The 23,785-nt window shown below is 75.6% G+C and carries 19 protein-coding genes; 5 read left to right on the plus strand and 14 right to left on the minus strand.

Translation table 11 applies throughout. The features are described 5' to 3' along the window. Positions 1-143: 143 nt before the first annotated feature. Together BJ976_RS06840 and BJ976_RS06845 are read left to right on the plus strand one after the other, a co-directional pair. On the plus strand, positions 144-1,625 hold the full coding sequence (locus BJ976_RS06840) for a malate:quinone oxidoreductase (protein ID WP_135028167.1): 1,482 nt from the start codon (positions 144-146) through the stop codon (positions 1,623-1,625). Between the two features lie 7 nt (positions 1,626-1,632). Beyond that, positions 1,633-4,941, plus strand: a complete 3,309-nt coding sequence (locus tag BJ976_RS06845; RefSeq protein WP_135028169.1) for an efflux RND transporter permease subunit — start codon at positions 1,633-1,635, stop codon at positions 4,939-4,941. A 19-nt stretch (positions 4,942-4,960) separates the two neighbouring features. Here the strand turns inward: BJ976_RS06845 and BJ976_RS06850 are convergent, their stop codons facing one another. Together BJ976_RS06850 and BJ976_RS06855 are read right to left on the minus strand one after the other, a co-directional pair. Continuing rightward, complete coding sequence (locus BJ976_RS06850) at positions 4,961-7,999, minus strand: AAA family ATPase (protein ID WP_135028171.1); 3,039 nt, start codon at positions 7,997-7,999, stop codon at positions 4,961-4,963. Then, entirely contained in the window at positions 7,996-9,210 is a 1,215-nt protein-coding gene (locus BJ976_RS06855) for an exonuclease SbcCD subunit D (protein WP_135028173.1), read from the minus strand. Before BJ976_RS06855 ends, BJ976_RS06850 begins: the two co-directional genes overlap by 4 nt. An 85-nt stretch (positions 9,211-9,295) precedes the next feature. Here BJ976_RS06855 and BJ976_RS06860 point away from each other — a divergent pair, with 85 nt between their 5' ends. Then, complete coding sequence (locus BJ976_RS06860; protein WP_135028175.1) at positions 9,296-10,414, plus strand: ADP-ribosylglycohydrolase family protein; 1,119 nt, start codon at positions 9,296-9,298, stop codon at positions 10,412-10,414. 26 nt (positions 10,415-10,440) lie between these two features. Here the strand turns inward: BJ976_RS06860 and BJ976_RS06865 are convergent, their stop codons facing one another. The 7 genes from BJ976_RS06865 to clpS are packed head-to-tail and all read right to left on the minus strand — an operon-like array spanning position 10,441 to position 15,919. Then, on the minus strand, positions 10,441-11,616 hold the full coding sequence (locus BJ976_RS06865; protein WP_135028177.1) for a 3'-5' exonuclease: 1,176 nt from the start codon (positions 11,614-11,616) through the stop codon (positions 10,441-10,443). Continuing rightward, positions 11,613-12,275: an RdgB/HAM1 family non-canonical purine NTP pyrophosphatase gene (rdgB, locus tag BJ976_RS06870; protein ID WP_135028179.1), complete on the minus strand. Its 663-nt coding sequence runs from the start codon at positions 12,273-12,275 to the stop codon at positions 11,613-11,615. The genes BJ976_RS06865 and rdgB overlap by 4 nt, the downstream gene beginning before the upstream one ends. Beyond that, positions 12,272-13,048, minus strand: coding sequence for a ribonuclease PH (rph, locus tag BJ976_RS06875; protein WP_135028181.1), 777 nt, complete (start codon positions 13,046-13,048; stop codon positions 12,272-12,274). The genes rdgB and rph overlap by 4 nt, the downstream gene beginning before the upstream one ends. A gap of 21 nt (positions 13,049-13,069) precedes the next feature. Continuing rightward, positions 13,070-13,882, minus strand: coding sequence for an MBL fold metallo-hydrolase (locus BJ976_RS06880; RefSeq protein WP_135028183.1), 813 nt, complete (start codon positions 13,880-13,882; stop codon positions 13,070-13,072). After that, a complete protein-coding gene (gene murI, locus BJ976_RS06885; RefSeq protein WP_135028185.1) occupies positions 13,879-14,829 on the minus strand; it encodes a glutamate racemase in 951 nt (316 codons plus the stop codon). The genes BJ976_RS06880 and murI overlap by 4 nt, the downstream gene beginning before the upstream one ends. After that, positions 14,826-15,548 carry a DUF2017 family protein gene (locus BJ976_RS06890; protein ID WP_135028187.1) on the minus strand — a complete coding sequence of 241 codons (723 nt, stop codon included), beginning with the start codon at positions 15,546-15,548 and terminating at the stop codon, positions 14,826-14,828. Before BJ976_RS06890 ends, murI begins: the two co-directional genes overlap by 4 nt. A gap of 11 nt (positions 15,549-15,559) precedes the next feature. Then, positions 15,560-15,919 (minus strand): ATP-dependent Clp protease adapter ClpS, encoded by a 360-nt coding sequence (gene clpS / locus BJ976_RS06895; RefSeq protein WP_376698713.1) that lies wholly within the window; start codon positions 15,917-15,919, stop codon positions 15,560-15,562. Between the two features lie 139 nt (positions 15,920-16,058). Here clpS and BJ976_RS06900 point away from each other — a divergent pair, with 139 nt between their 5' ends. Together BJ976_RS06900 and BJ976_RS06905 are read left to right on the plus strand one after the other, a co-directional pair. Continuing rightward, positions 16,059-17,345, plus strand: a complete 1,287-nt coding sequence (locus BJ976_RS06900; RefSeq protein WP_135028530.1) for a nicotinate phosphoribosyltransferase — start codon at positions 16,059-16,061, stop codon at positions 17,343-17,345. A gap of 1 nt (position 17,346) precedes the next feature. Continuing rightward, positions 17,347-18,039 (plus strand): isochorismatase family protein, encoded by a 693-nt coding sequence (locus BJ976_RS06905; RefSeq protein ID WP_135028191.1) that lies wholly within the window; start codon positions 17,347-17,349, stop codon positions 18,037-18,039. A 30-nt stretch (positions 18,040-18,069) separates the two neighbouring features. On the opposite strand, the gene BJ976_RS06910 is transcribed toward BJ976_RS06905, so the two are convergent. The 5 genes from BJ976_RS06910 to BJ976_RS06930 form a co-directional block, all read right to left on the minus strand. Next, entirely contained in the window at positions 18,070-19,902 is a 1,833-nt protein-coding gene (locus BJ976_RS06910; RefSeq protein WP_376698714.1) for a DEAD/DEAH box helicase, read from the minus strand. Beyond that, positions 19,895-20,236, minus strand: coding sequence for a DUF3039 domain-containing protein (locus tag BJ976_RS06915; RefSeq protein WP_135028193.1), 342 nt, complete (start codon positions 20,234-20,236; stop codon positions 19,895-19,897). The genes BJ976_RS06910 and BJ976_RS06915 overlap by 8 nt, the downstream gene beginning before the upstream one ends. A gap of 21 nt (positions 20,237-20,257) precedes the next feature. After that, positions 20,258-21,850 carry a Tat (twin-arginine translocation) pathway signal sequence gene (locus BJ976_RS06920; RefSeq protein WP_135028195.1) on the minus strand — a complete coding sequence of 531 codons (1,593 nt, stop codon included), beginning with the start codon at positions 21,848-21,850 and terminating at the stop codon, positions 20,258-20,260. Further along, entirely contained in the window at positions 21,841-22,611 is a 771-nt protein-coding gene (locus tag BJ976_RS06925) for an ABC transporter ATP-binding protein (protein WP_135028197.1), read from the minus strand. The genes BJ976_RS06920 and BJ976_RS06925 overlap by 10 nt, the downstream gene beginning before the upstream one ends. Before the next feature lie 99 nt (positions 22,612-22,710). Further along, positions 22,711-23,691 (minus strand): co-chaperone YbbN, encoded by a 981-nt coding sequence (locus BJ976_RS06930; RefSeq protein ID WP_229667108.1) that lies wholly within the window; start codon positions 23,689-23,691, stop codon positions 22,711-22,713. Positions 23,692-23,785 lie beyond the last annotated feature (94 nt).

Below are 23,785 nucleotides of genomic sequence, written 5' to 3' on the forward strand. Positions count from 1 at the left end.
CGGCCGGGGACGCACGTCGTCCCGGCACATCGGGCACCGCACGCGCGGAGTAGAGTGGAGCCCCGAGGCACCGGCGTGCGAGACCCCGCCCGGACGGGATCCGCCGGTGCACCGCCCTCGCCGTCGAGCCCCAGGAGCAGACCGTGCCCACCCCCTCGTCCTCCACCCACGACGTCGTCCTGATCGGCGGCGGCGTCATGAGCGCCACCCTCGGCGTCATGCTCCAGAAGCTGGAGCCCACCTGGTCCATCGCCCTGTACGAGAACCTCGACCAGGCCGGCCTCGAGTCCTCCGACCCGTGGAACAACGCCGGCACCGGCCACGCGGCCCTGTGCGAGCTGAACTACTCGCCCATGGGCAAGGACGGCCGCGTGGACACCGCGAAGGCCAAGGGCATCAACGAGCAGTTCTGGGTCTCCCGCCAGTTCTGGTCCTCCCTCGTGACCGAGGGCGTGCTGAAGGACCCCAAGGGCTTCATCAACCCGCTGCCGCACATGTCCTTCGTGCGCGGGGACGACCACGCCGAGTACCTCCGCAAGCGCTACGAGGCGATGTCCGCCGAGCCGCTGTTCGCGGACATGGAGCACACCGAGGACCACGCCCGGATCAACGAGTGGGCCCCGCTGCTGATGGACGGCCGCGGCGCCGACGAGCGAGTGGCCGCCTCCCGCGTCGCCTCCGGCACGGACGTGGACTTCGGCGCCCTGACCCGCCAGCTGGTCACCGCCCTGTCCGCTGGCGGCGCCGACGTGCGCTTCGGCCACAAGGTGACCGGCCTGGCGCGCGGCACGGACGGCCGCTGGGAGGTCACCGTGAAGAACAAGGCGGCCGGCACCTCCGTGACCGACCGCGCCCGCTTCGTGTTCGTGGGCGCCGGCGGCGGCGCCCTGGGCCTGCTGCAGAACTCCGGCATCCCGGAGATCAAGGGCTTCGGCGGCTTCCCCGTCTCCGGCCAGTTCCTGCGCTGCACCGACGAGGCCGTGGTGGACCGCCACCTGGCCAAGGTCTACGGTCAGGCCGCCGTGGGCGCCCCGCCCATGTCCGTGCCGCACCTGGACACCCGCTTCGTCAACGGCAAGCGCTCCCTGCTCTTCGGCCCGTACGCCGGGTTCTCCACGAACTTCCTCAAGTCCGGCTCCTACCTGGACCTGCCGCTGTCCGTGCGCCCGCACAACCTGCCCACCATGCTGAACGTGGCCAAGGACAACATGGACCTGACCAAGTACCTGATCACCGAGGTGCTGAAGTCCAACGAGAAGAAGGTGGACACCCTGCAGGAGTTCTACCCGGCCGCCGACGGCTCGGAGTGGGAGCTCATCACCGCGGGCCAGCGCGTGCAGGTCATGAAGAAGAAGGGGAAGTTCGGCGGCGTGCTGCAGTTCGGCACCGAGGTCGTCAGCCACGCCGACGGATCGATCGCCGGCCTGCTCGGCGCCTCCCCGGGCGCCTCCACCGCGGCCCCGATCATGGTGACGCTGCTCGAGCGCTGCTTCCCGGCCAAGTCGGCCGCCTGGGAGCCCCGCCTGAAGGAGCTCATCCCCTCACTGGGCCGCACGCTCAACGACGATCCCCGGCTGCTCTCGGACGTGCGTGCCGCCACCGACGCCGCGCTCCAGCTCGGCTGAGCCCTCCATGGGTGCTCTCTCTCGGTCCTCCCTGTCCCGGCGGGCGCTCGTGGCGCTCGTCACCGTGTTCATCGCGGTGTTCGGCGTCCTCTCCGCCGGTCAGCTCAAGCGGGAGCTCATCCCCTCGCTCGAGCTGCCGGTGATCTCGGTGTCCACCACCTACCCGGGCGCGAGCCCGGAGGTGGTGGACGCCCAGGTCGGCGAGCCCCTCGAGACCGCCCTGCAGGCGGTCGAGGGGCTCGAGTCGTCCCGCTCCACCTCCGCGTCCTCGTTCAACAGCGTCACGCTCGAGTTCGAGTACGGCACCGACCTCACCCGCGCCCGGTCCCAGGTGGACCGCGTGATCTCCAACCTCCAGGCGCAGCTGCCGGAGGAGGCCGAGACGACGTCGTTCGCCGGCTCCGTCTCCGACTTCCCCGTGGTCTTCCTCGCCCTCTCCGGCGACGCCGACCTCAACGAGCTGCGCCGCCGCGCCGAGGACGTGCTCGTCCCCCGCCTGCAGAAGGTGGACGGGGTGCGCGGTGCCCAGGTGATCGGCGGCACCGAGGAGTTCGTCTCGGTGGTCCCGGACCAGGCGGCCCTGGCCGCCGCGGGCCTCACCGCCCAGGACATCACCACCGCGCTCGAGGAGAACGCGGGCCTGTTCCCCATCGGCCAGGTCACCGCGGACGAGGTCACCTACCCCGTCCAGGCGGGCGCGCCCGTCGAGGACCTGGACGACCTGCGCGCGGTGACGGTGGTCCCGGCCGAGGACGCCGCCTCGGCCCCGGCCGACGCCGGCGGGGGCGGTCCCGGGACGCCCGCGCCCGCGCCGCAGCGGCTCGGCGACGTCGCCGAGGTCTCCCTCGGCGCCGCCGACCCCGCCTCCGTGACCCGCACCGACGGCGTCGAGACGCTGTCGGTGAGCGTCACCGCGACCCCGGACGCGGACCTCGTGGCCGTCTCCACCGCCGTGCAGGAGATCCTGCCGGAGCTCGAGTCCCTGGCCGGGGACGGCGCCCGTCTCTCTGTGGTGTTCGACCAGGCCCCGTTCATCGAGCAGTCCATCGACACCCTCTTCGTGGAGGGCCTGCTGGGCCTGGGCATGGCGGTCCTCGTGATCGCGGTGTTCCTGCTCTCGGCCCGCTCCACCCTGGTGACCGCGGTGTCCATCCCGCTGTCCCTGCTCACCGCCCTGATCGGCGTTGCGGCCTTCGGCTACTCCCTCAACACGCTCACCCTGGGCGCGCTGACCATCTCGATCGGCCGCGTGGTGGACGACTCGATCGTGGTGGTCGAGAACATCCGCCGCCACATGGGGCTGGGCGAGGACAAGCGCACCGCCATCCTCACCGGCACCGGCGAGGTGGCCACGGCCATCACCGCCTCCACCCTCGTCTCGGTGGCGGTGTTCCTGCCGATCGCGTTCGTGGGCGGGCTCGCCGGCGAGCTGTTCCGGCCCTTCGCCGTGACCACTACGATCGCGCTGCTCGCGTCCCTGCTGGTGGCCCTGACCATCGTCCCGGTGCTGTGCTGGTGGTTCCTGCGCGCGCCGCGGACCGCCGAGCACGCCGTGGGCGAGGCCGACCGGCCGCGCGCGGCCGACGACCGCCTGGCGCGCGCCTACCGTCCGGTGCTGCGCTGGACCCAACGCCACGCCGTGGCCACCCTCGCGGCCTCCGTGGCCCTGCTGGCCGGCACCGCGGCGCTCATCCCGCTGATCCCGACCAACCTGCTCGGCGACTCCGGGCAGAACTCGTTCGTGGTGACGGCCCAGCAGCCCTCCGGCACGTCCCTCGAGACCACCTCGCGGGCCGCGGAGCGCATCGAGGAGGTGCTCCTGTCCACCGAGGGCGTGGATACGGTGCAGTTCACCGCGGGCAGCGCGGGCGGCTTCCTCGGCGGCTTCGGCGGCCAGTCCTCGGACGAGGCCCAGTTCACCGTGACCACGGACCCCGACGCCGACCAGGAGGCCCTGCGCGACGGCGTCCGCGGACGCCTCGAGGCCCTGCAGGACGTGGGGACCGTGGAGGTCTCCGCCCAGCAGGGCCCCAGCGGCGAGCAGGACGTGACCGTCCAGGTCACCGCCCCGGACCCGGAGTCGCTGGACGCCGCGGCGGAGTCCGTGGCGGCGCAGCTGCGCGGCGTCGAGGGCGCCCGTGAGGTCTCCACCGCGGCCGCGCGCACGCGTCCCACGTTCCAGGTGGACGTGGACACGCAGGCCGCCGCCGAGGCGGGCCTCACCGAGGAGGCGGTCTCCGGCCAGGTGGCCGCCGCCCTGCAGGCCGTGCCGATCGGGGACGTGCGCTTCGGCTTCGAGGAGTTCACCGTCCGCCTCGGCGACCCCTCCCCCGTGACCAGCCTGCAGCAGCTGCGGGAGGTCCCGGTCCAGACCCCGTCCGGTCCGGTGGCGCTCGAGACGCTGGCCGAGGTCAGCCAGGAGGACGTGCCGTCCCAGGTGACCTCCTCGAACGGCGAGCGCACCGCGGAGGTCACCGTGACCCCGGCCTCGGACGACCTGGGCGCGGTCGCCGGGCGGGTGTCCGACGTCGTCGAGGGCCTGGAGCTGCCGGACGGCGTGACCGCCACCGTGGGCGGCGCCGCCACCCAGCAGCAGGAGACGTTCCGCGACCTGGGCCTGGCGCTGCTGGCCGCGATCGCCGCGGTCTACGTGGTGATGGTGGCGACGTTCAACTCGCTGCGCCAGCCGTTCGTGCTGCTCGTGTCCATCCCGTTCGCCGCCACCGGCGTCTTCCTGGCGCTGCTGCTCACCGGCACGGCGCTGGGCGTGGCCACCCTGATCGGCGTGCTCATGCTGGTCGGCATCGTGGTGACCAACGCGATCGTGCTGATCGACCTGATCAACCAGTACCGGCGCCACCGCGGCCTGGGGCTGGACGAGGCGATCGAGCTGGGCGCCCTGAACCGCGTGCGCCCCGTGGTGATGACCGCGCTGGCCACCGTGCTGGCCATGCTGCCGATGGCCCTGGGTGTCACGGGTCAGGGTGGGTTCATCTCCCAGCCGCTGGCCGTGGCCGTGGTGGGCGGCCTGGTGTCCTCCACCCTCCTCACCCTGGTGCTCGTGCCGGTGCTGTACCGGCTCACCGAGGCCCGGGGGGAGCGTCGCCTCCAGGCCGAGCGCGAGGAGGCCGCCCGCGCGGAGCGGGAGCGGCTCGAGCGGGAGGCGGCCGAGCGCGCCGCGGCCGGTCCCTCCGCCGCGGTCCCCGAGTCGACGACGGGCACCGGGGCCGCCGCGGCGCGGCCCGTCCGATCCGGTCTGCGCGGCCGGATCTCCCGGGCGGGCACCGCGATGCGGAGCCGCCTCCGCCGCGCCTGAGCCGACGCGGCGGAGGGGGTCAGTCGCCGTCATGGACGGCCAGGGTGGAGCCACGGCGGTCCTTGGTGACGGCCAGGCGGGTGGGGACGTCGTTCCTCATGCGCTCCACGTGGCTGACCAGGCCGACGGTGCGGCCGCCGCTGCGCAGCGAGTCCACCACGCCCATGACCACGTCCAGGGTCTGCGAGTCCAGGGACCCGAAGCCCTCGTCCACGAAGAGCGTGTCCAGCTCGATGCCCCCGGACTCGGCCTGCACGGTGTCGGCGAGGCCGAGCGCGAGGGACAGCGAGGCCATGAAGGTCTCCCCGCCCGAGAGGCTGCTGGGGTGCCGCACCTCGTCCACGTAGTGGTCCCGGACGACGAGCTCCAGGCCCTTGGTGCCGCGTCCGCCCACCTCGTCCGCGTACTCCAGGGAGTAGCGGTCGTCGGTCATCCGCAGCAGTCGCTCGGTGGCCGCGGCGGCGACCTCCTCGAGCCGGCCGGCCAGCACGTAGCTGGTCAGCGGCATCCTCAGGCGGTTCTCCCCCGCGCCCCGCACCAGGGCGAGCAGGCCGGCGACCCGCTCGTGCTCGGCGATCAGGTCCGCGGCCCGGTCGAGGACCTCCCTCAGGGCGGCGGACTGGCGGCGCACCGCCGCCACGAGGGCGGCACGGGACCCGACGGCGGCGCCCCGCTCGCGGGCGAGGGCCTCGGCGGCCTCGAGCCGCCGCTCGGCCTCGGAGAGCCGCTCCTCGTCCGGGGCCGGGGTCTCCGCCTCGCGCAGGGCGCGCCCGTCCTGGACGAGCGCGGTCGCGGCGAGCGCGGCCAGGGCCGAGGCCTCGCGGTCGAAGGCCTGGACGGTCTCCTCCCGCGCGGCGACCTGCCCGGCCTCGAGCCGTGCGCCGCGGGCCGCGGCCACGTCCGGGAAGCCCTTCTCCGCGAGGGTGGCCTGCAGGGCCTCGTCGGCCTGGGCCGCCAGCGTCGCCGCGGAGGCGCGACGGGTGAGGGCCTCGTCCAGGGCCTCGAGGAGGGGGCGGGCGGCGTCGACGGCGTCCCGGCGGGCCTCCAGGTCCTCGGCCCCGCCGGCGGCCGCGGCGACGGCCTCCTCGAGCTCGGCGATGCGTTCGGCGCGCTGGACGGACTGCTCCTCGAGCCGGCCGTCCTCCGTGGTGAGTGCGGCCAGCCGTGCGGCGGCGGCCTCCTGCCGCGTCTGGGCGGCGGTGAGCCGACGGCGCGTGGCGGCCAGCTCCCGCTGCGCGCGGGCCAGCTCCGCCGTCGCCGCCTCGGCCGTCTCGACGGCGGCGGCGGCCTGCTCCGGGTCCAGGCCTCCGGCGGCGGTGCGGGCCTCCTGCAGGCGGGCCTGCCCCCCGCTCAGCTCGGCGGCGGCCGCGGCCGTGGCGGCGGCGGCCGTGTCCAGGGCCTTCTCCGCCCGCTGGACGGCGGCCTCGGTGACCTGCGCGTCCCCGTCCGCCGGTGCAGCCGGCCGCGGGTGCTCCACCGCGCCGCACACCGGGCACGGCTCGCCGTCCTCGAGCTGCGCGGCCAGCTCGGAGGCGGCCTGCTCGTAGCGGGCCCGGAGCAGGTCCAGCCGCTTCCGCACGGCCCTCTCCTCGGCGGCCCCGGCCTTCCGGTGGGCCTGCTCCGCCGCCTCGACCTCGGCCGCCCGGGCGGCGGCGGTCTCGGCGGCCGTCAGGCGGCCGCGTGCGGCGGCCAGCTCGGCCTCCACGGACTCCTGGGCGCCGAGACGGGCCGCTCCGGCCTCGACCTCCCCACGAAGCGCCGCCACCTCCTCGGCGCAGGCGGTGTGCTCCTCCTCGGCCGTCCGGCGCTCGCCCACGATGGCCGCCCGGCGCTGCGCGGCGGCCTGCTGCTGCGCCTGCAGCCCGGCGCTGCGGTCGCGGTCCCGCACGGCCGCGGCGATCGACTCCGCGGCCGAGCCCCCGGCCTGGAGCGCGGCACGGACGGCCCGCTGCTCGTCGGCGTGCTCGGCCAGGGCGGCGGTGAGCCACCCGGCGGCCGTGGTGTCGGCCTCGGTCCGGTCCCGCGCCCCGCGCGCGTCTCCCTCGGCGGCCGCGGCGGCGGCGGTCGCCTCCTCGGCCCGGACGGCGGCGGTCACCACGGCCTCGGCCCGGCGGTGGCCCTCCACCGCGGCACGGTCCGCGGCGGTGGCCTCGGCCGTGGCCCGGTGGGCGGTCTCGCGCTCGGCCCAGCCCGCGGCGGCCTGCAGCGCCTGCGCCGTCCGGTGCAGCTGCTCGAGCCCCGTCCGCGCCGCCGTCTCGGCGGCCTCGGCCTCGGCCTGCCGCGCCGTCGCGGCGGCGTGGGCGGCCTCGGCGCGGTCGACGACGAGGGCCAGGAGCGCCTCGTCCTCCTCGGGGTACGGGGCGGGCTCGTGCCAGTCCTCCCCGAGCTCCTCCCGGGCGGCCTCGCGCAGCTGGTCGCGGGCGCTCTGGGCGACGCGCGCGTCGGCGGCCACCCGCGTGTCCAGGCGGGCGGACTCGGCCTTGAGGTGCTCCTCGACGCCGTCGAAGCGCTGGGTGCCGAACAGGCGGCGCAGCAGCCGGCGCCGCTCCTCCGAGGACGCCGTCAGGAACCGGGCGAACTGGCCCTGGGGCAGCATGACGACCTGCATGAACTGCTCGGCATCCAGGTGCAGGACGTCGGCGATCTGCTGGCCGACCTCGTCGGCGCGGGTCAGCGGGGCGCCCCAGCCCCCGTCCTGCCGCTCGCGCAGGGACACGGCGGCCTGGGTGGTGGTGGTGCCCGCGCCCCGCTTCTTCGGACGGGCGTGGCGGGGCGAGCGGAGGACCTCGAAGCGGCGGCCCTGCACGGTGAACTCGACGAGCACCTCCGGCACCACCGAGCCGGGCGGCCGCAGCGTGGTCACGAGGGACTCCGGCGAGCGTCCGCCCGGCACGGAGCCGTAGAGGGCGTAGCAGAGCGCGGCGAGGACGGTAGACTTGCCGGCGCCGGTGGGTCCGTCCAGCAGGAACAGGCCCGCGCTGTTGAGCGCGTCGAAGTCGACGTCCTGGGTCTCGGCGTAGGGGCCGATGCCCGTCAGACGGATGCGGTGGATCCTCATGCCCGGGCCTCCTGCCCTCGGGCGGCGCTGAGGGCCTCGTCCAGCAGGGCGGCCTCCTCCTCGGTGGCGGCGCGCTCGCGCACGTGGTGCACGAAGCCGGTGGTGAGAGCCAGGTCGGACGGGGCCTCCCGCAGCGCCTGGGCGTAGGTCCGCTCCCGCTCCCTCCGGCCGCCGGCGGGCTCGTGCCGGAACACCAGGACGTGCGGGAACCGGGAGCGCAGGCGCTCGAGCGCCTTCTCCGGGCGCTCGTCGTCCGTGACGGTGACCTGGACCCAGCGGTCCTCCGCCCAGGCGTGCTCGGCGGACCCGAGCAGCTCGGCGATCGGGCCGGCCAGCACGGCGAGCTGCCGGCCGCCGGGCCAGTCGACCGCCTCCACCCCGGTCACCGCGCCGTCGGCGACGTGCACGAGCCAGCCGCCCTTCTCCTGCCGCCACTCCCCGAAGGAGTAGGGCAGCGGGGAGCCGGAGTAGCGGACGTACTCGGCCATGGTCTGCCGCCCGTGCAGGTGGCCCAGGGCCACGTAGTCCAGCCCGTCGAACACGCTCACCGGCACCTGCCCGAGGGTGCCCACGAGCGCCTCGGGGTCCTGCCCCGTGCCGTCGAGGTGCTCGCCCTCGCCGATGTCCCGCTCCCCCTCGCTCCCGGCGCCGCCGGCCGCGAAGAGGTGGGCCAGGACGATCGAGGCGAGGGGACCGGCGTCGGGATCCGCCCGCCGCGCGTCGAGGTCCTCCCGGACGCGGCGCACGGCCTCCCGCATCACCGGGGTGTGGTGCGGGTCCACGCCCCACGCCTGCCCCAGGTGGCGCGGCTCCAGGTAGGGGATGCCGTAGACCGCCGCGCGCTCCCCGTCCCGGCCCTCCAGGAGCACGGGCTCGGCGAGACGGTCCGGGTCCGTGCGCAGGTGCACGCCGGAGCCGGCCATCAGGGCGCCGCCGAATCCGAGGCGCACCGCGGAGTCGTGGTTGCCGCTGGTCATCACCACCTGCGCCCCCGCGGCCCGGATCGCGGCGAGGGTCCCGTCCAGCAGACGCACGGCGTCGGCCGGGGGCAGGGCGCGGTCGTAGACGTCCCCGGCCAGGAGGACGGCGTCCACACCGCGCTCGCGGACGGTGGCCACGAGCTGGTCCAGCACTGCGCGCTGGGACTCGAGCAGGCCGGTGCCGTGGAACGAGCGGCCGATGTGCCAGTCGGAGGTGTGCAGCAGGAGCATGGCCCCACTCTAGGAACACCCCGGACACGACAGGCGCGTCGGCCCACCCCGGTGCCGTGTCCGCGCCGTCCCTACGATGGTGCCCATGACCGACTCCCCCGCCCCCGCCGTCCCCTATCCTTCCCGCGTGGCGGGCCTGCTCGCGGCCGGCGCCGCGGGCGACGCCCTGGGCTACGCGGTGGAGTTCGACGACGACGCCGCGATCCGTGCCCGGCTGGGCGCCGACGGCGTCACGGACGCCGCCGCGCTGCTCGCCGCGACGGGTCTCGCCGACCTGCCCGTCTCGGACGACACCCAGATGACCCTCTTCGTCCTGGACGGGCTGCTCGAGTGGATCGAGTGGCAGAACGACGGCCAGGCCGCGGACCCGGCCGCGTGCGTGTGGCTGGCGTGCCTGCGCTGGCACCGGACGCAGACGGGCGTCCTGCCCGAGGGGGCCCCGCCGGCCCCGGACCGCTGGATCGACGCCCACGCGGAGCTGCACGCCCGCCGCGCCCCGGGGAACGCGTGCCTGTCCGGGCTGGCGAGCCCGGGCATGGGCCTGCCCGGCGACCCGAAGAACCCCGACTCCAAGGGCTGCGGCACCGTCATGCGCTCGGCGCCCTACGGGATGGTCCCCGGCCTGGAGGACCACCACGTGGTGTCTCTGGCCCGTCAGGGTGCCGTGCTCACCCACGGCCACCCCACCGCGTGGACGGCGGCCGCCGCGTACGCCCTGACCGTCTCCGCGGTGCTCCGCGGCCTCGGGCTGCCGGACGCCGTGGCCCATGCCCGGGCGTGGCTCGACACGGTCGGTGCGGACGGGGCGGAGACGGCCGCCGCCCTGGACGCGGCCCTGGCGGCGGCCGCCCAGGCCCCGGACGACGTCGGCGCCCCCGGCACGCTGCCGGCCGCCCTCGGCGAGGGCTGGGTGGCCGAGGAGGCCCTGGGGATCGCCGTGTACGCCGCGCTCGTGGGGCAGGCGCGGGCCGCGGACCCGACCGCGGCGCTGGCGCTGGCGCTGCGGATCGGCGCCAACCACCGCGGGGACTCCGACTCCACCGCCTCGCTGGCCGGGCAGCTGCTGGGCGCCCTCCACGGCATGGCGGTCCTCGGGGTCGACGCCGGGGACGCCGCGGAGGCCACCGCCGCCGTGCCGGCCTGGATCCGCGAGCGGGAGGTGCTGGCGGAGGCCGTGCGCCGCTGGGTGGGCGCCACGTCCTGAGCCGGGGCCCGCCGGCGGGCTCGGACTCAGTCGGCGGCCCCGGGCCCGGCACCGGCCGGGCCGTCGTCCCCCACCATCCGCAGGAACTCCTCCTCGGGCACCAGGGACAGCGCCTGCCCGCGCGCGCGGCGGGCCAGGGCCTCACGGGTCTTGCGGTGCGCCAGCGCGGAGCTGACCCACTCGGCGCGCGGCCCCGCCGCCCGGACCGCTCCGACCGACCCCGCTGGCTCCTGGCGCGCGGCCTCCGCCAGGTCCGCCGCGGAGAGCCCGTCCCCCACCACGAGCACGGTGGTGCGGGCGTTGACGCGGTTGGCGGTGCGGGCGCCTCGCGCCGCGGCCCGGAGCTTGGCCTCCTGGCGGGACATCCCGATCCCGCCGGTGAACACCACGGTCTGTCCGTACAGGGGGTGGGTGGGGTCGGCGTCGACGTCCGGTTCCGGGTTCACGCCCTCGTCGGGCCACCGCATGAGGTCCGGCAGGTCGCGCTCGTCCGCGAGCGGCACGGTGGCGTCGAACAGTCCCGGCTGCAGGCGGGCCTGCCGGGTGGCGCGGGACTCCCGTCCCTGTCCCGCGCCGCGTGCCGGCAGGGTGCTGCGGCGCATCCCCTGGACGGCCAGGACGGCGTCCACGGAGGCCTCACCAGGGGCGCAGGTCCGGGCCGCGATGTCGATCAGGATGGCGGCGCACGCCTCGGCGTCGGCCAGCGCGTCGTGGTGCCGCCCCGGCGTGAAGCCGGCCTCCCGCGCGGCGGACGGCAGGGCGTACGAGGCCAGGCGGTACACGCGGCGGGCGAGCGTGAGGCTGCAGGTGTAGTCGTAGGCGGGCACGTCCCGCCCGGAGACCTCCAGGCCGGACTCGATCACGCCGACGTCGAAGGCCGCGTTGTGCGCCACGAGCACGTCCGAGCCCACGAAGTCCGCGATCCGCTCGTGGACCTCCGCGAACCGCGGCGCGTCCGCCACCTGCTCGGCGCGGATGCCGTGGATGCGGGTGTTGCGCGGGTCGAACCGGTCGAACCCGGCCGGGGGACGCATCAGCCACACCGCCCGCTCCGCCATGCGCCCGTCCCGCACGCGCACTAGGCCCACCGCGCAGGCCGAGCCGCGGAAGCCGTTGGCGGTCTCGAAGTCGATCGCCGTGAAGTCCAGGCCCGGCTGCGCCGCCGGCCCCCACGGCGACGCCGGACCGGGCCCCGCGGTCACAGGCGCGACTCGAGCGCCGCCACGAGGTGGGGCAGCAGGGCTCGGAATGCCCGGCCCCGGTGGCTGATCGCGTTCTTCTCGGCCGCACTCAGCTGCGCGGTGGAGCGCTCCTCGCCCTCGGGCCGCAGGATCGGGTCGTAGCCGAACCCGCCCACGCCCACGGGCTCGCGCAGCAGGGTGCCGGGCATGCGGCCCAGCTCCACGTGCTCGCGCGCCGGGCCGGAGGCCCCCGCCGGGACCGCGAGCGCGGCGGCGCACACGAAGGCGGCCGAACGGTGCTCGTCCGGGACGTCCTGCAGCTGCGCGAGCAGCAGCTCGAGGTTGGCGTGGTCGTCACCGTGGCGCCCGGCCCAGCGGGCGGAGAAGATCCCGGGCGCGCCGCCCAGGACGTCCACGGCCAGGCCGGAGTCGTCGGCCACGGCCACCAGGCCGGTGTGCTCGGCGACCGCCCTCGCCTTCTTCAGCGCGTTGGCCTCGAAGGTGACGCCGTCCTCGACCACGTCCGGGGCGCCCACGGCGCCGGCGTCCACCACGGCCGTCTCCACGTCCAGGTCCGGCAGCGCGTCCGCGAGCAGGGCGCGCAGCTCGCGCACCTTGCCCTGGTTGTGCGTGGCCAGCACCACCCGGGCACCGGCCGGGATCCGGCCCCCGGCGCTCATGCGCGTCCCTCGGCGTCCCCCGCGAGGGTCTCGGCCTGGATGCGGGCGAGCTCGGCGGTGCCGGCCAGGGCGAGGTCCAGGAGGGCGTCCAGCTCGGCGCGGTCGAAGGGGGCGCCCTCGGCGGTGCCCTGCACCTCGACGAACCGACCGGAGCCGGTGACCACGACATTCATGTCCGTCTCGGCGCGCACGTCCTCCACATAGGGCAGGTCCAGCATGGCGACGCCGTCCACGATCCCCACGGACACGGCGGCCACCGAGTCGGTGAGCACCTGCGCGTCCTTCTTCAGCACGCTCTCGCGGCGGGCCCAGGCCACGGCCTCGGCGAGGGCCACGTAGGCGCCGGTGATGGAGGCGGTGCGGGTGCCGCCGTCGGCGTCCAGGACGTCGCAGTCCAGCACGATGGTGTTCTCCCCCAGCGCCGCGAGGTCGATCACGGCGCGCAGGGAGCGGCCGATCAGCCGGGAGATCTCGTGCGTGCGGCCGCCGATCCTCCCCTTCACGGACTCGCGCTGGTTCCGCTCGGAGGTGGCACGCGGGAGCATGGCGTACTCGGCGGTGACCCAGCCGGTGCCCTCGCCCTTGAGCCAGCGCGGGACGCCCTGCGTGAAGGAGGCGGTGCACAGCACGCGGGTCCCGCCGAACTCCACCAGGGCGGAGCCCTCGGCCTGGCGGGAGAACCCGCGGGTGACGGTGATGGGACGCAGCTCGTCGACGGCGCGGCCGTCCTGACGGGTCACGGGCGTGCGGGGGCTCAGCGAGGCGTCGGTCATGCCGCCAGTCTAGGCGTGGCCTCAGACGCCGTAGCTCAGCCCGGCCACGGCGACGGCGAGCGGCCCCTCGTACGCGCGGCGCGCCTCGAGGGCCGCCTGCTGGGGGTCGTTCCAGACCGGCAGGTGGGTCAGCAACAGCTTCCTCGCCCCCGCCTGCGCGGCCATCCGGCCGGCGCGCAGGCCGGTGAGGTGGACGCCGTCGATGTGGTCGTCCCGGCCCTCCTGGAAGGCGGCCTCGCAGAGGAACACGTCCGCCCCCCGGGCGGCCGCCACGAGGCCCTCGCACGTGTCCGTGTCCCCGGAGTAGGTCAGCACGCGCGGGACGGGGGCGCCGTCCTCCCCGGGCTCGTCCACCTCGAGGCGCAGCGCGTAGGCCTCGTCGATGGGGTGGCGCACGGAGTGGGGGGTGATCCGGAACGGGCCGAGCCGCTCCGTGCGGCCCGGCCGCCACGTGCGGAAGTCGAAGTCCGGGTGCATGCCGGGCTCGGGCTCCATCCCGTACGCCTCGGCGATCCGCGTGGCGGTGGCGGCGGGCCCGTACACGGGGATCCGGCCGGCGTGCCAGCCGGCGGGGTTCCACCGCACGGCCACGTGCAGGCCGCACAGGTCCATGCAGTGGTCCGGATGCAGGTGGGAGAGCAGGATCCCGTCGAGCTGCTCGAGGTCGATGTACCGCTGGAGCACGCCGAGCGATCCGTTGCCCAGGTCCAGCAGGACACGCCAGGGGCGGGTGCCGCCGTCGCCGTCCGGCCCGTCGGCGGTGACGAGGTAGCACGAGGCGGGCGAGCCCGGCCCGGGGAAGGAGCCCGAGGCCCCGATGACGGTCAGCTTCACTGGGCGCCCTCCTGCTCCATCTCGGCCCGCAGCCGGGCCAGCACGTCCGGGGTCAGCGCCGTCAGCGCCGCGGTGGGGTACCGCTCCCGCACCGTGTCGATCCGCTGCACCCGCCCGACCTCGGGTCCGAGGAACCGGCGGGCGAGCGCCTGGAAGTGCTCGGGGTCGCCCGTGGCGGCGAACCGGTGCTGCGGGGCCGCGGCGGACCCGGCGGCCGAGTGCGGGTGCTCCAGGCCGTGCCGCACGAGCGCCCGGTACAGGTCCTTCGCGGTCTCCTCGGCGGAGGAGACGAGGGTGACGTCGTCGCCCATCACCAGGGACAGGGCGCCGGTGAGCAGCGGATAGTGGGTGCAGCCCAGGACCAGGGTGTCCACGCCCGCCGCCTGGAGCGGGGCCACGTACTCCTCGGCGGTCTCCAGCAGCTCGGGGCCGGTGGTGATCCCGGCCTCCACGAACTCCACGAAGCGCGGGCACGCGGCGGAGACCACCTGCAGGTGCGGGGCCGCGGAGAACGAGTCCTCGTACGCGCGGGAGCCCACGGTGGCCTGGGTGCCGATCACGCCGATCCGCCCGTTGCGCGTGGCCGCCACGGCCCGGCGCACGGCCGGCTGGATGACCTCGACGACGGGGATGCCGAGCCGGCCGGTGTAGCGCTCCCGCGCGTCGCGCAGCACGGCCGCCGAGGCGGAGTTGCACGCGATCACGAGCGCCTTGACGCCGGCCTCCACGAGCTCGTCCATGATCCCGAGCGCGAGCGCCCGGACCTGGGCGATCGGGCGCGGCCCGTACGGTGCATGGGCGGTGTCCCCCACGTACATCACGGGCTCGTGGGGCAGCTGGTCCATGATCGCGCGCGCCACGGTGAGGCCGCCGACGCCGGAGTCGAAGATGCCGATCGGCGAGGCCGCCGTGGCCCCGGTGGCCGGGGGGGAGGTCGGGCCGCTCATGCGTCCGGCCCCTCCGCGCCCGTGTCCCGGGGGTCCTCGGGCAGCTCGGACAGCATCTCGTCCATCAGGGTCTCCTGCAGCCAGGTGGTGAAGTTGTACAGCAGCGCCATGGTGGTCTCCACGTCCTGCGCGTGGCGCCAGTCGTCCACCGCGTGCACGCGGCGGGCGTCGTCGTCCGTCTCGATCCCGAGGCGCACGGCCAGCACGAGGCGCACGTCGTTCAGGGCCCGCCCGAAGGAGGGGGCCTGGTCATGGGGCACGGTGACCCGCGTGGAGCGCAGCGCCTCCAGGGCGCGGCGGGCGTCGTCGAGCTTGGCCGCGGTGAGGGCGTCCTCGGTGAGGGCGCGCTGCCGGGCCCGCTCGTGCTCGTCCGCGTGGGGCATGGAGTCCGGCAGCAGCCGCGCCACCGCCGGGTCCTGCGGCGCCGGACGCTCCTCGGCGGACTCCGCGCCCAGCTCCATCCCGCCCACGAGGGCCCAGAACGCGGCGTCGTGGCCGTCCTCGGCCGGCGCGTCCGGGCGGGGGGCGACGTCGCCCTGCGGCTCCGACGCCGGGCCGACCGCGTCCTCGGCCGGCGCGGGCGTCTCCGGGAGGACCTCGTCCTGCCGGTTCTCCAGGAGGGTCACCACGTCCTTGACGAGGCCGCGCAGCAGGCGCACCTCGGCCTTCTCGAGCTCCGCCACATAGCCGCGCCGCGTCCAGCGGAATCGCTGTGCCATCCTCGGCCCCCTCAGTCCTCGGCCTGCTCGAGGGTGGCCCACAGGCCGTAGCCGTGCATCGCGTTCACGTGCCCCTCGGCCACCTCGCGCCCGCCGGTGAACACCACGGACCGGCCTCTCTCGTGCACCTCGAGCATGAGGGTCTTCGCGCGGGCGGCGGAGTAGCCGAAGTGGGAGCGGAACACGTACGCCACGTAGCTCATCAGGTTCACCGGGTCGTTCCACACCACCACGTGCCAGGGACGGGCGAGCCCGTGGTCCTCGCGCGGACGCTCCAGCAGGGCGGTGTCCGTGCCCCCGGACTCCTCCGCCCCGTGTGAGGCCAGGACGGTCCACGGACGGGCGGCTGCGCGGGCGGACGGGCGGGACATGCGGTCCAGCATACGGAAGCGGAGCGGGCCTGACGTCGCATGACCCGTCCGATAGCCTGGCGCGGTGACCGAGACCACCCCCCGCACCTCCCCCGCCGCGGACGCATGCGCCGACGACTGGCGCATCCCGACGGCGCTGATGACCGACCACTACGAGCTGACCATGCTGCAGGCGGCCCTGCGGGCGGGCACGGCCCGGCGGCGCAGCCGGTTCGAGCTGTTCACGCGGCGCCTGCCCGAGGGCCGCCGGTACGGCGTGGTGGCCGGGACGGGCCGCGCGCTCGAGGGCCTCTCCCGGTTCCGGTTCTCCACCCCGGAGATCGACTTCCTCGCCGACCACTCCGTGGTGGACGACGCCACGCTGCAGTGGCTCGCGGACTTCCGCTTCTCCGGGGACATCCTGGGCTACGCCGAGGGCGAGGCCTACTTCCCGCACTCCCCCGTCCTGCAGGTCGAGTCCACCTTCGCGGAGGCCTGCATCCTGGAGACGTACCTGCTCTCCATCCTCAACTATGACTCCGCCGTGGCCTCCGCGGCCTCCCGCATGACCTCCGCGGCGCAGGGCCGCCCGTGCATCGAGATGGGCGCCCGCCGCATCCACGAGGAGGCCGCCGTGGCCGCCGCCCGCGCCGCCGTCATCGCCGGGTTCGCCGCCACCTCCAACCTGGAGGCCGGCCGCCGGTACGGCGTGAAGACGGTCGGCACCGCCGCCCACTCCTTCACCCTCCTGCATGACTCCGAGCGCGCGGCGTTCGAGGCTCAGGTCGCCGCGCTGGGCCGGGACACCACCCTCCTCGTGGACACCTACGACATCGAGCAGGGCGTGCGCACCGCCGTCGAGGTGGCCGGCCCCGAGCTGCGCAACGTGCGCCTGGACTCCGGCGACCTCGTCCAGCAGGCCCACGAGGTCCGCGAGCTGCTCGACTCCCTGGGGAACACGGAGACCGGCATCATGGTCACCTCCGACCTGGACGAGTACGCGATCGCGTCCCTGCGCTCGGCCCCCGTGGCCTCCTACGGCGTGGGAACCCGTCTGGTCACCGGTTCCGGCGCCCCCACCGCCTCCATGGTCTACAAGCTCGTGGCCCGCCAGGGCGACGACGGCGCCTGGGTGGACGTGGCCAAGGCCTCTTCGGGCAAGACGTCCCACGGCGGCCGCAAGGACGCCGTCCGCCGCCGCGACGCCCGCGGGCGCGCCGTGGCCGAGCTGGTGGGCGTCAACCGCTCCCCCGAGGCCGACGCCGACGACCGCCCCCTGCTGCACACCTTCGTCCAGGACGGCGAGCTGCTGGAGGGCTGGACCGGACCGGAGGCCGTCACCCGCGCCGCGGAGCGCCACGCCGCCTCCCTGGCCGAGCTGCCGCGGGCCGCCGCCCGTCTGCAGCCCGGCGAGGCCCTCATCCCGACGATCTTCCAGGAGGACTGACATGACCGAGCAGAACCACGCCCTCGTGATCGTGGACGTGCAGAACGACTTCTGCGAGGGCGGCGCCCTCGCGGTGACCGGCGGCGCCGCCGTCGCCGCCGCGATCGCCGACCATGTCAACGAGGCCCGCGACCGGTACACCGCCGTGGTCGCCACGCGCGACTGGCACGTGGACCCGGCCGGGCACTTCGCCGCCGCCTCCCTCGAGGACCGCGACGCCGCGCCGGACTACGTGCGCTCCTGGCCCGTGCACTGCGTGGCCGGCACCCCGGGCGCCGAGCTGCACCCGGACCTGTCCGCGGAGGACCTCGAGATCGACGCGGAGTTCCTCAAGGGCCAGCACGCCGACGGCTACTCCGGCTTCGACGGCGCCGAGGGCGATCCGGACACCGTCCGCTCCGGCGAGGAGGACTCCGCTCCGGCCGGCCCGTACGGCGCCACCCGCGGGGCCGCGCACGCGGCCGACGACGGCGCCTCCCTGGACGACTGGCTGCGCGAGGCCGACGTGGACGCCCTCACCGTGGTGGGCCTGGCCACCGACCACTGCGTGCGCGCCACCGTGCTCGACGCCCTCGAGGCCGGCTACGAGGTGACCGTGCGCACGGACCTGGTGGCCGGCGTCGACGAGGCCGCCTCCCAGGCCGCCCTGCACGAGATGGAGGCCGCCGGCGCGCTGCTGCGCGCGGGCGACTGAGCCCGGCGGGCGCCGGACGGCCCGCCGCCCTCACCGGCGCCCGACGAACCACCCGCGCAGCGTCTCCAGGCGCTTCTCCAGCTGCTCCTTCGACGCCTGGGCCACGGCGGGGCCGCCGGAGACCTCGCGCAGCCGGTTGTGGATCACCCCGTGCGGCTGGCCGGAGCGCGCGGACCACGCGGAGACCGTCTTGGACAGCTCGGCCCGCAGCTCCTTCATGCGCCGGTGGTCGACGACGTCGCGGCCCTCCTGCGGGGCGGCGGCGGGCTTGCGACGGATCTGCTCGTCCTGGCGCTGGCGCAGCAGCTCCGAGACCTGCTCGGCGTCCAGCAGGCCGGGGATGCCGAGGAAGTCCAGCTCCTCGTCCGAGCCCACGTCCCCGCCGAGGCCGAACTCGCCACCGTCGAAGAGGACCTTGTCGAAGCTGGCGCGGGACTCGAGGGCCTCGAACGAGGCCCGCGTGAGGGTCTCCGATCCGCGCTCGGCCCGGTTGGCCTCCGCGATCAGGTCCTCCTCGGGGGCCTGCGAGAGGTCCTCGAGCTCCTCCACCGCGACCGCGCCCTCGCGGCGGTCCAGGGCGTGGTCCCGCTCGAGCTCCATCTCGTTGGCCAGCAGCATCAGCTGCGGCACGGAGGGCAGGAACATGGAGGCCACCTCGCCGCGCCGCCGCGAGCGCACGAAGCGTCCCACGGCCTGGGCGAAGAACAGCGGGGTGGAGGTGCTCGTGGCGTAGACGCCCACGCACAGCCGGGGCACGTCCACGCCCTCGGACACCATGCGCACCGCCACCATCCACCGCTCGTCCGAGGCGGCGAACTCCTCGATCCGGTCCGAGGCGCCCTTGTCGTCCGAGAGGATCACGGCCGGCGCCTGGCCCGTGAGCGCCTGCAGCTGGGCCGCGTAGGCGCGGGCGTCCTCGTGGTCGGAGGCGATGACGAGGGCGCCGGCGTCGGGGATGCCGCGGCGGATCTCGGTGAGCCGCCGGTCCGCGGCGCGCAGCACCGAGGGGATCCACTCGCCCGCCGGGTCCAGCGCGGTGCGCCAGGCCGAGGCGGTGATGTCCTTGGTGGCGGCCTCGCCGAGCTGGGCCTCCATGACCTCGCCGGTGGAGGTCTTCCACCGCATCTGGCCGGAGTAGGCCAGGAAGATGACGGGCCGCACCACGTGGTCCCGCAGGGCCGGGCCGTAACCGTACGTGTAGTCGGCCGTCGAGCGCTCGAAGCCGTCCTCGCCGCGCTCGTAGCGGACGAACGGGATGTAGGCGTCGTCCGAGCGGAACGGGGTGCCCGTGAGGGACAGCCGCCGCGTGGCCGGCTCGAACGCCTCGCGGATGCCCTCGCCCCAGCTGCGGGCGTCGCCGCCGTGGTGGATCTCGTCCAGGATCACGAGCGTCTTGGCGGCCTCGGTGCGGTTGCGGTGCAGCACGGGCTTGTTCGCCACCTGCGCGTACGTCAGGGCGACCCCGCGGTACTCTGCCCCGTGGCGCCCGTCGGCGTTCTTGAAGTTCGGGTCGATCGCCAGGCCCACGCGGGCGGCGTTGTCCGCCCACTGCCGCTTGAGGTGGTCCGTGGGGGCCACCACGGTGAGCCGCTGCACCACCCCGGAGTCCATCAGGATCTTCGCCACGCGCAGCGCGAAGGTGGTCTTGCCCGCGCCCGGGGTGGCCACCGCGAGGAAGTCCTGGGGGGCCTCCTGCAGGTACTTCTCCAGGGCCTCCTGCTGCCACTGCCGCAGCTTGGGGGCGGTGCCCCACGCGGCGCGCTCGGGCAACGCCGGCGGGAGGTCCTCGCCGACGTGGAACAGGTCCGGCTGGATGCCGTCCGGGGTGGGGGCGCCGCTCGTTTCGGAGCGGCCCTCAGCCACGACCGCGACCGAAGAACCCGCCGCGCCTGCCGCCGCCGGAGCCGGCGTCGTCGCCGTCCTGGGGGTCGCGCAGGCCGTCGTAGATCTCCTGGCACAGGGGGCAGACGGGGAACTTGTTCGGGTCCCGGCCCGGCACCCACACCTTGCCGCACAGGGCGATCACGGGCTCGCCGGACAGCGCCGACTCCATGATCTTCTCCTTGCGGACGTAGTGCGCGAAGCGCTCGTGGTCCCCGGGCTCGACGTCCTGGAGCTGCTCTGCGCGCTCCAGCACGGAGGTGCCCCCGCCGGAGGGGGACAGCGGATCGGCCTGGAGGGGATCGGAGATGCTCATGCCCCCGATCCTACCGACCCCTCACCACGCCTTCACGGCCTGCAGGGTCTCCGCCTGCACGCGGTCGTACCAGGCCGCGCCCCAACGGACGCCCAGCCCCAGGGCGAGCACGCCCCACGCCACGCCGACGACGAGGGTCACCCAGGACCACACGCTCGCCCGGGTGGCCAGGAAGGCGATGAGCGGCACGGCCATCGGCACGGCGAGCACGCCGGTGGCCACCAGGGAGACGCCCTGCACGATGGCCGTGCGCGCCGCGGCGCCCTGCGGGGTCTTCAGCGGGCTGTCGCCCGGCTTCGGCACGGGGTAGACCCACCGGGCCGAGATCAGGCTGGACAGCCCGGTGCACGCGCCGAGCAGGCCCAGCGAGGCGCCCAGCATCGCGGGCAGCAGCGCCCAGTCGCCGTCCGCGGCCAGGGTGGCCACGGTCACCACGACGACGAGCGGCAGCCCCCAGCCGAAGAGGCCGAGGACGCGGCCCCAGCGGTCGTCCGCGCCCCGGACACCGGCCAGCACGTGGTGGTGGAAGGCGGTGTGGTCGTAGCCGATGTCCGCCGAGAGCGAGTAGCCCAGGGCCCACGCGGTGACCGGGCCCATGAGCAGGAGCAGGCCCAGGCCGTCCCCGCCCACCGTGGTGGACATGAACCAGAACAGCACGAGGAGCAGCGGGATGATCATCAGGCTGGCCAGGTACCGCGGGTCGGCGAACCAGTAGTGCTGGCAGCGGGCCGCGATGGCCGTGCGGGCGCTGGTGGCCGGCCGGCCCAGCCACCGCAGGTCCGCCGGGCGCCCGCCGCGACGGGCCGGTGCGGCCGAGCCGGCCGCGGCCCGCGGCTCCACGGTGCGGCGGATCGCGAGGTGCCACAGGGCCAGGGCCAGGACGGCCCACACCGCGGCCACCGCGAGGCGCAGCAGCACCGTGCCCCACGCCCCCTCGGCCGCGGCCGCCCCGACGGCCAGGCCCGACCCGAACGGGCTCCACGCGGCGGCGCGGGCCAGGATCGGACCGAGCCAGAACAGGTCCTCGATCGACTCCATCACCTGCAGGAACGCCACGCCGCCGAGCATCAGGGGCACGAGCACCACGAGCGAGAGGGCCTCGCGCACCCGGCGTCGCCCCGTGAAGGAGCTCAGCAGGCCGGTCACGCCGTAGCCGAGCGCCACCGCCGTCACCGCGGACAGCACCGCCCCCACGGCTCCCACGGCGAACGCGGCGGGGGTGTCCCACCAGGAGGCGGCCGTGCCCAGCAGCACCAGCAGCGTGAGCGCGCCGACCGGCGTCGTGAAGGTGGACAGGAGCAGCCCCGCCACCAGCGTGCGCGCGGGCACGGGGAAGAGCACGAAGCTGGACGGGTCCAGGGTCGCGTCCACGCCGGTGACCAGGGACGGCAGCACCGTCCACAGGAGCACGACGGCGGAGCCGACGAGCACCGTGACGATCCCCCGCGTGGCGGTGTCCAGCTCGGGCAGGCCCATGACCAGGCCGGCGACGAGGAGGGCCGCCAGGGCGGCGAAGTACAGGGTGCCGATCACGGAGAACACGAGCGTCAGGGTGGACTTCCGCCACCCGTTGACGGTGAGCGCCCAGCGCAGGCGGGTGAGGATCAGAGCCATGCCAGCCCCTCCCCGGTGTGCCGGCCGCCGACGAGGTCCACGAAGCGCTCCTCGAGGTCGCGCCCGGCGCGGACCTCCTCGAGGGTGCCGGCGGCCCGCAGGACGCCGTCGGAGATGACGGCCACATGGGTGCACATGCGCTGGACCAGGTCCATCACGTGGCTCGAGACGATCACGGTGCCGCCGCGGCCCACGTAGTCGTGCAGGATGTCGCGGATGTTGGCGGCGGAGACGGGGTCCACGGCCTCGAACGGCTCGTCCAGGACCAGCACGTCCGGGGCGTGCACCATGGCGGCGGCCAGGGTGACCTTCTTGGTCATGCCGGCCGAGTAGTCGACCACGAGCTTCCGCCCGGCGTCCTCGAGGTCCATGACCCGCAGCAGGTCCGCGGTGCGCTCGTCCACCACGGCCCGGTCCAGCCCGTGCAGCAGGCCCGCGTAGGTGATCAGCTGGGCGCCGGTGAGCCGGTCGAAGGTGCGCACGCCGTCCGCGAGGACGCCGACGCGGGACTTCGCCGCCAGCGGGTCCGCCCACACGTCCACGCCGTGCAGCCACACGCGCCCGGCGTCGGGCCGGAGCATGCCGGTGGCCATGGACAGGGCCGTGGTCTTGCCGGCGCCGTTGGGGCCGACCACGCCGTAGAACGAGCCCGCGGGGACCTCGAGGTCGAGCCCGGCGAGGGCCACCTTCTCCCCGTAGCGCTTGGCGAGCCCGCGGGTGACGAGGGCGAGGTCCGGGTCCGGGGAGTCCTGTGCACGCATGGGCACCACGGTACAGAACCGGCTGTGCCGGGGCCTCCCCCGTGCGGGGGAGATCCGCGGTGGCCCGATCCCGCCGCGGGCGACCCGTCCCGCGCCTGCTCAGAACAGGGCGGCGGCGAGCTTCCGACGGGAGGCCTGCACGCGCGGGTCGTCCCCGCCCACCACGGTGTAGAGCTCCACCAGATGGGCGCGGGCGGCGTCGCGGTCCTCGCCCGGGTGCGCGGCCACGAACCGCACCAGACGGGCGAAGGCGTCCTCCACGTGGCCGCCGAGCACGTCCAGGTCCGCCACGGCAGTCTGGGCGGCGACGTCGTCCGGGGCCTCGGCCGCGGCGGTGCGCACGGCGGCGGCGTCCGCGTCCTGCGTCCGCAGCATCAGCTGGGCCGCCGCCAGGCCCTGCCGGGCGACGTCGTCCGCGGGGCTCTCGTCCAGGGCGGCCTGCCATGCGGCCACCGCGCCGGGCAGGTCGCCCGCCGCGAGCGCGTCGTGCGCGGGGCGGTGCCGGGCCGGCACAGTCGGGGCGGCGGGAGCGGCGTCGCCGCCGGCGGCACGGGCGGGGGCGACGGCGGGCACCTGGCCCGCCACCCCGTTCTGGCGCGCCACCTCGAACAGCTCCCCCAGGAGCCGGTCGAGGGTCTCGGCCGGCACCTCCTGGTTGACGAGCGGGACCGGCTGACCCGCGACCACCGCGACCACGGCGGGGCCGGCGCCGAGGCCGAACGCGGCCAGCACCTGGGGCTCGGCCGCCACGTCGAGCCGGGCCATCACGAGACGGCCGGCCTGCGCGTCCACGGCCTCGGCGAACTGCGTGGACAGGGCCTCGGAGACCTCGTCCCCGGGCACGTGCAGGTGGAACAGCACCGGCACCTGCGCCGAGAGCTGCACGAGCTGCTGCAGGAGCGACGGGTCGGCGTCGAGGATCACCCACGAGCCGCCCTCGGCGCCGTGCGGGGCCCCCGGAGCGTTCGACGCCGGAGCGCCCGCGGGCACGGCGGGGTCGGCGGCGGGCTGCGGCGTGCGCAGGGCGGACAGATCCACCGCGCCGCGCAGCGAGGGGGCCGAAGGGGGCTGAGTGGTCACGAGGAGCTCCTTGTCTCTCGGGAGGCGATGTCTCGGGCCCCGGGCGGGCGAGGCGCCCGCATGCGGGCCCGGTCCCAGGTCACCACGGTAGTCC

This window comes from Micrococcus flavus, assembly GCF_014204815.1.
Taxonomy (GTDB): Bacteria; Actinomycetota; Actinomycetes; order Actinomycetales; family Micrococcaceae; genus Micrococcus; species Micrococcus flavus.

Coding starts and splice junctions, on each gene's coding strand:
- BJ976_RS06845 (WP_135028169.1), top strand. CDS start 1,633: ATGGGTGCTCTCTCTCGGTCCTCCCTGTCCCGGCGGGCGCTCGTGGCG.
- BJ976_RS06850 (WP_135028171.1), bottom strand. CDS start 7,999: ATGAGGATCCACCGCATCCGTCTGACGGGCATCGGCCCCTACGCCGAG.
- BJ976_RS06855 (WP_135028173.1), bottom strand. CDS start 9,210: ATGCTCCTGCTGCACACCTCCGACTGGCACATCGGCCGCTCGTTCCAC.
- BJ976_RS06860 (WP_135028175.1), top strand. CDS start 9,296: ATGACCGACTCCCCCGCCCCCGCCGTCCCCTATCCTTCCCGCGTGGCG.
- rdgB (WP_135028179.1), bottom strand. CDS start 12,275: ATGAGCGCCGGGGGCCGGATCCCGGCCGGTGCCCGGGTGGTGCTGGCC.
- rph (WP_135028181.1), bottom strand. CDS start 13,048: ATGACCGACGCCTCGCTGAGCCCCCGCACGCCCGTGACCCGTCAGGAC.
- murI (WP_135028185.1), bottom strand. CDS start 14,829: ATGAGCGGCCCGACCTCCCCCCCGGCCACCGGGGCCACGGCGGCCTCG.
- BJ976_RS06890 (WP_135028187.1), bottom strand. CDS start 15,548: ATGGCACAGCGATTCCGCTGGACGCGGCGCGGCTATGTGGCGGAGCTC.
- clpS (WP_376698713.1), bottom strand. CDS start 15,919: ATGTCCCGCCCGTCCGCCCGCGCAGCCGCCCGTCCGTGGACCGTCCTG.
- BJ976_RS06900 (WP_135028530.1), top strand. CDS start 16,059: ATGACCGACCACTACGAGCTGACCATGCTGCAGGCGGCCCTGCGGGCG.
- BJ976_RS06905 (WP_135028191.1), top strand. CDS start 17,347: ATGACCGAGCAGAACCACGCCCTCGTGATCGTGGACGTGCAGAACGAC.
- BJ976_RS06915 (WP_135028193.1), bottom strand. CDS start 20,236: ATGAGCATCTCCGATCCCCTCCAGGCCGATCCGCTGTCCCCCTCCGGC.
- BJ976_RS06920 (WP_135028195.1), bottom strand. CDS start 21,850: ATGGCTCTGATCCTCACCCGCCTGCGCTGGGCGCTCACCGTCAACGGG.
- BJ976_RS06925 (WP_135028197.1), bottom strand. CDS start 22,611: ATGCGTGCACAGGACTCCCCGGACCCGGACCTCGCCCTCGTCACCCGC.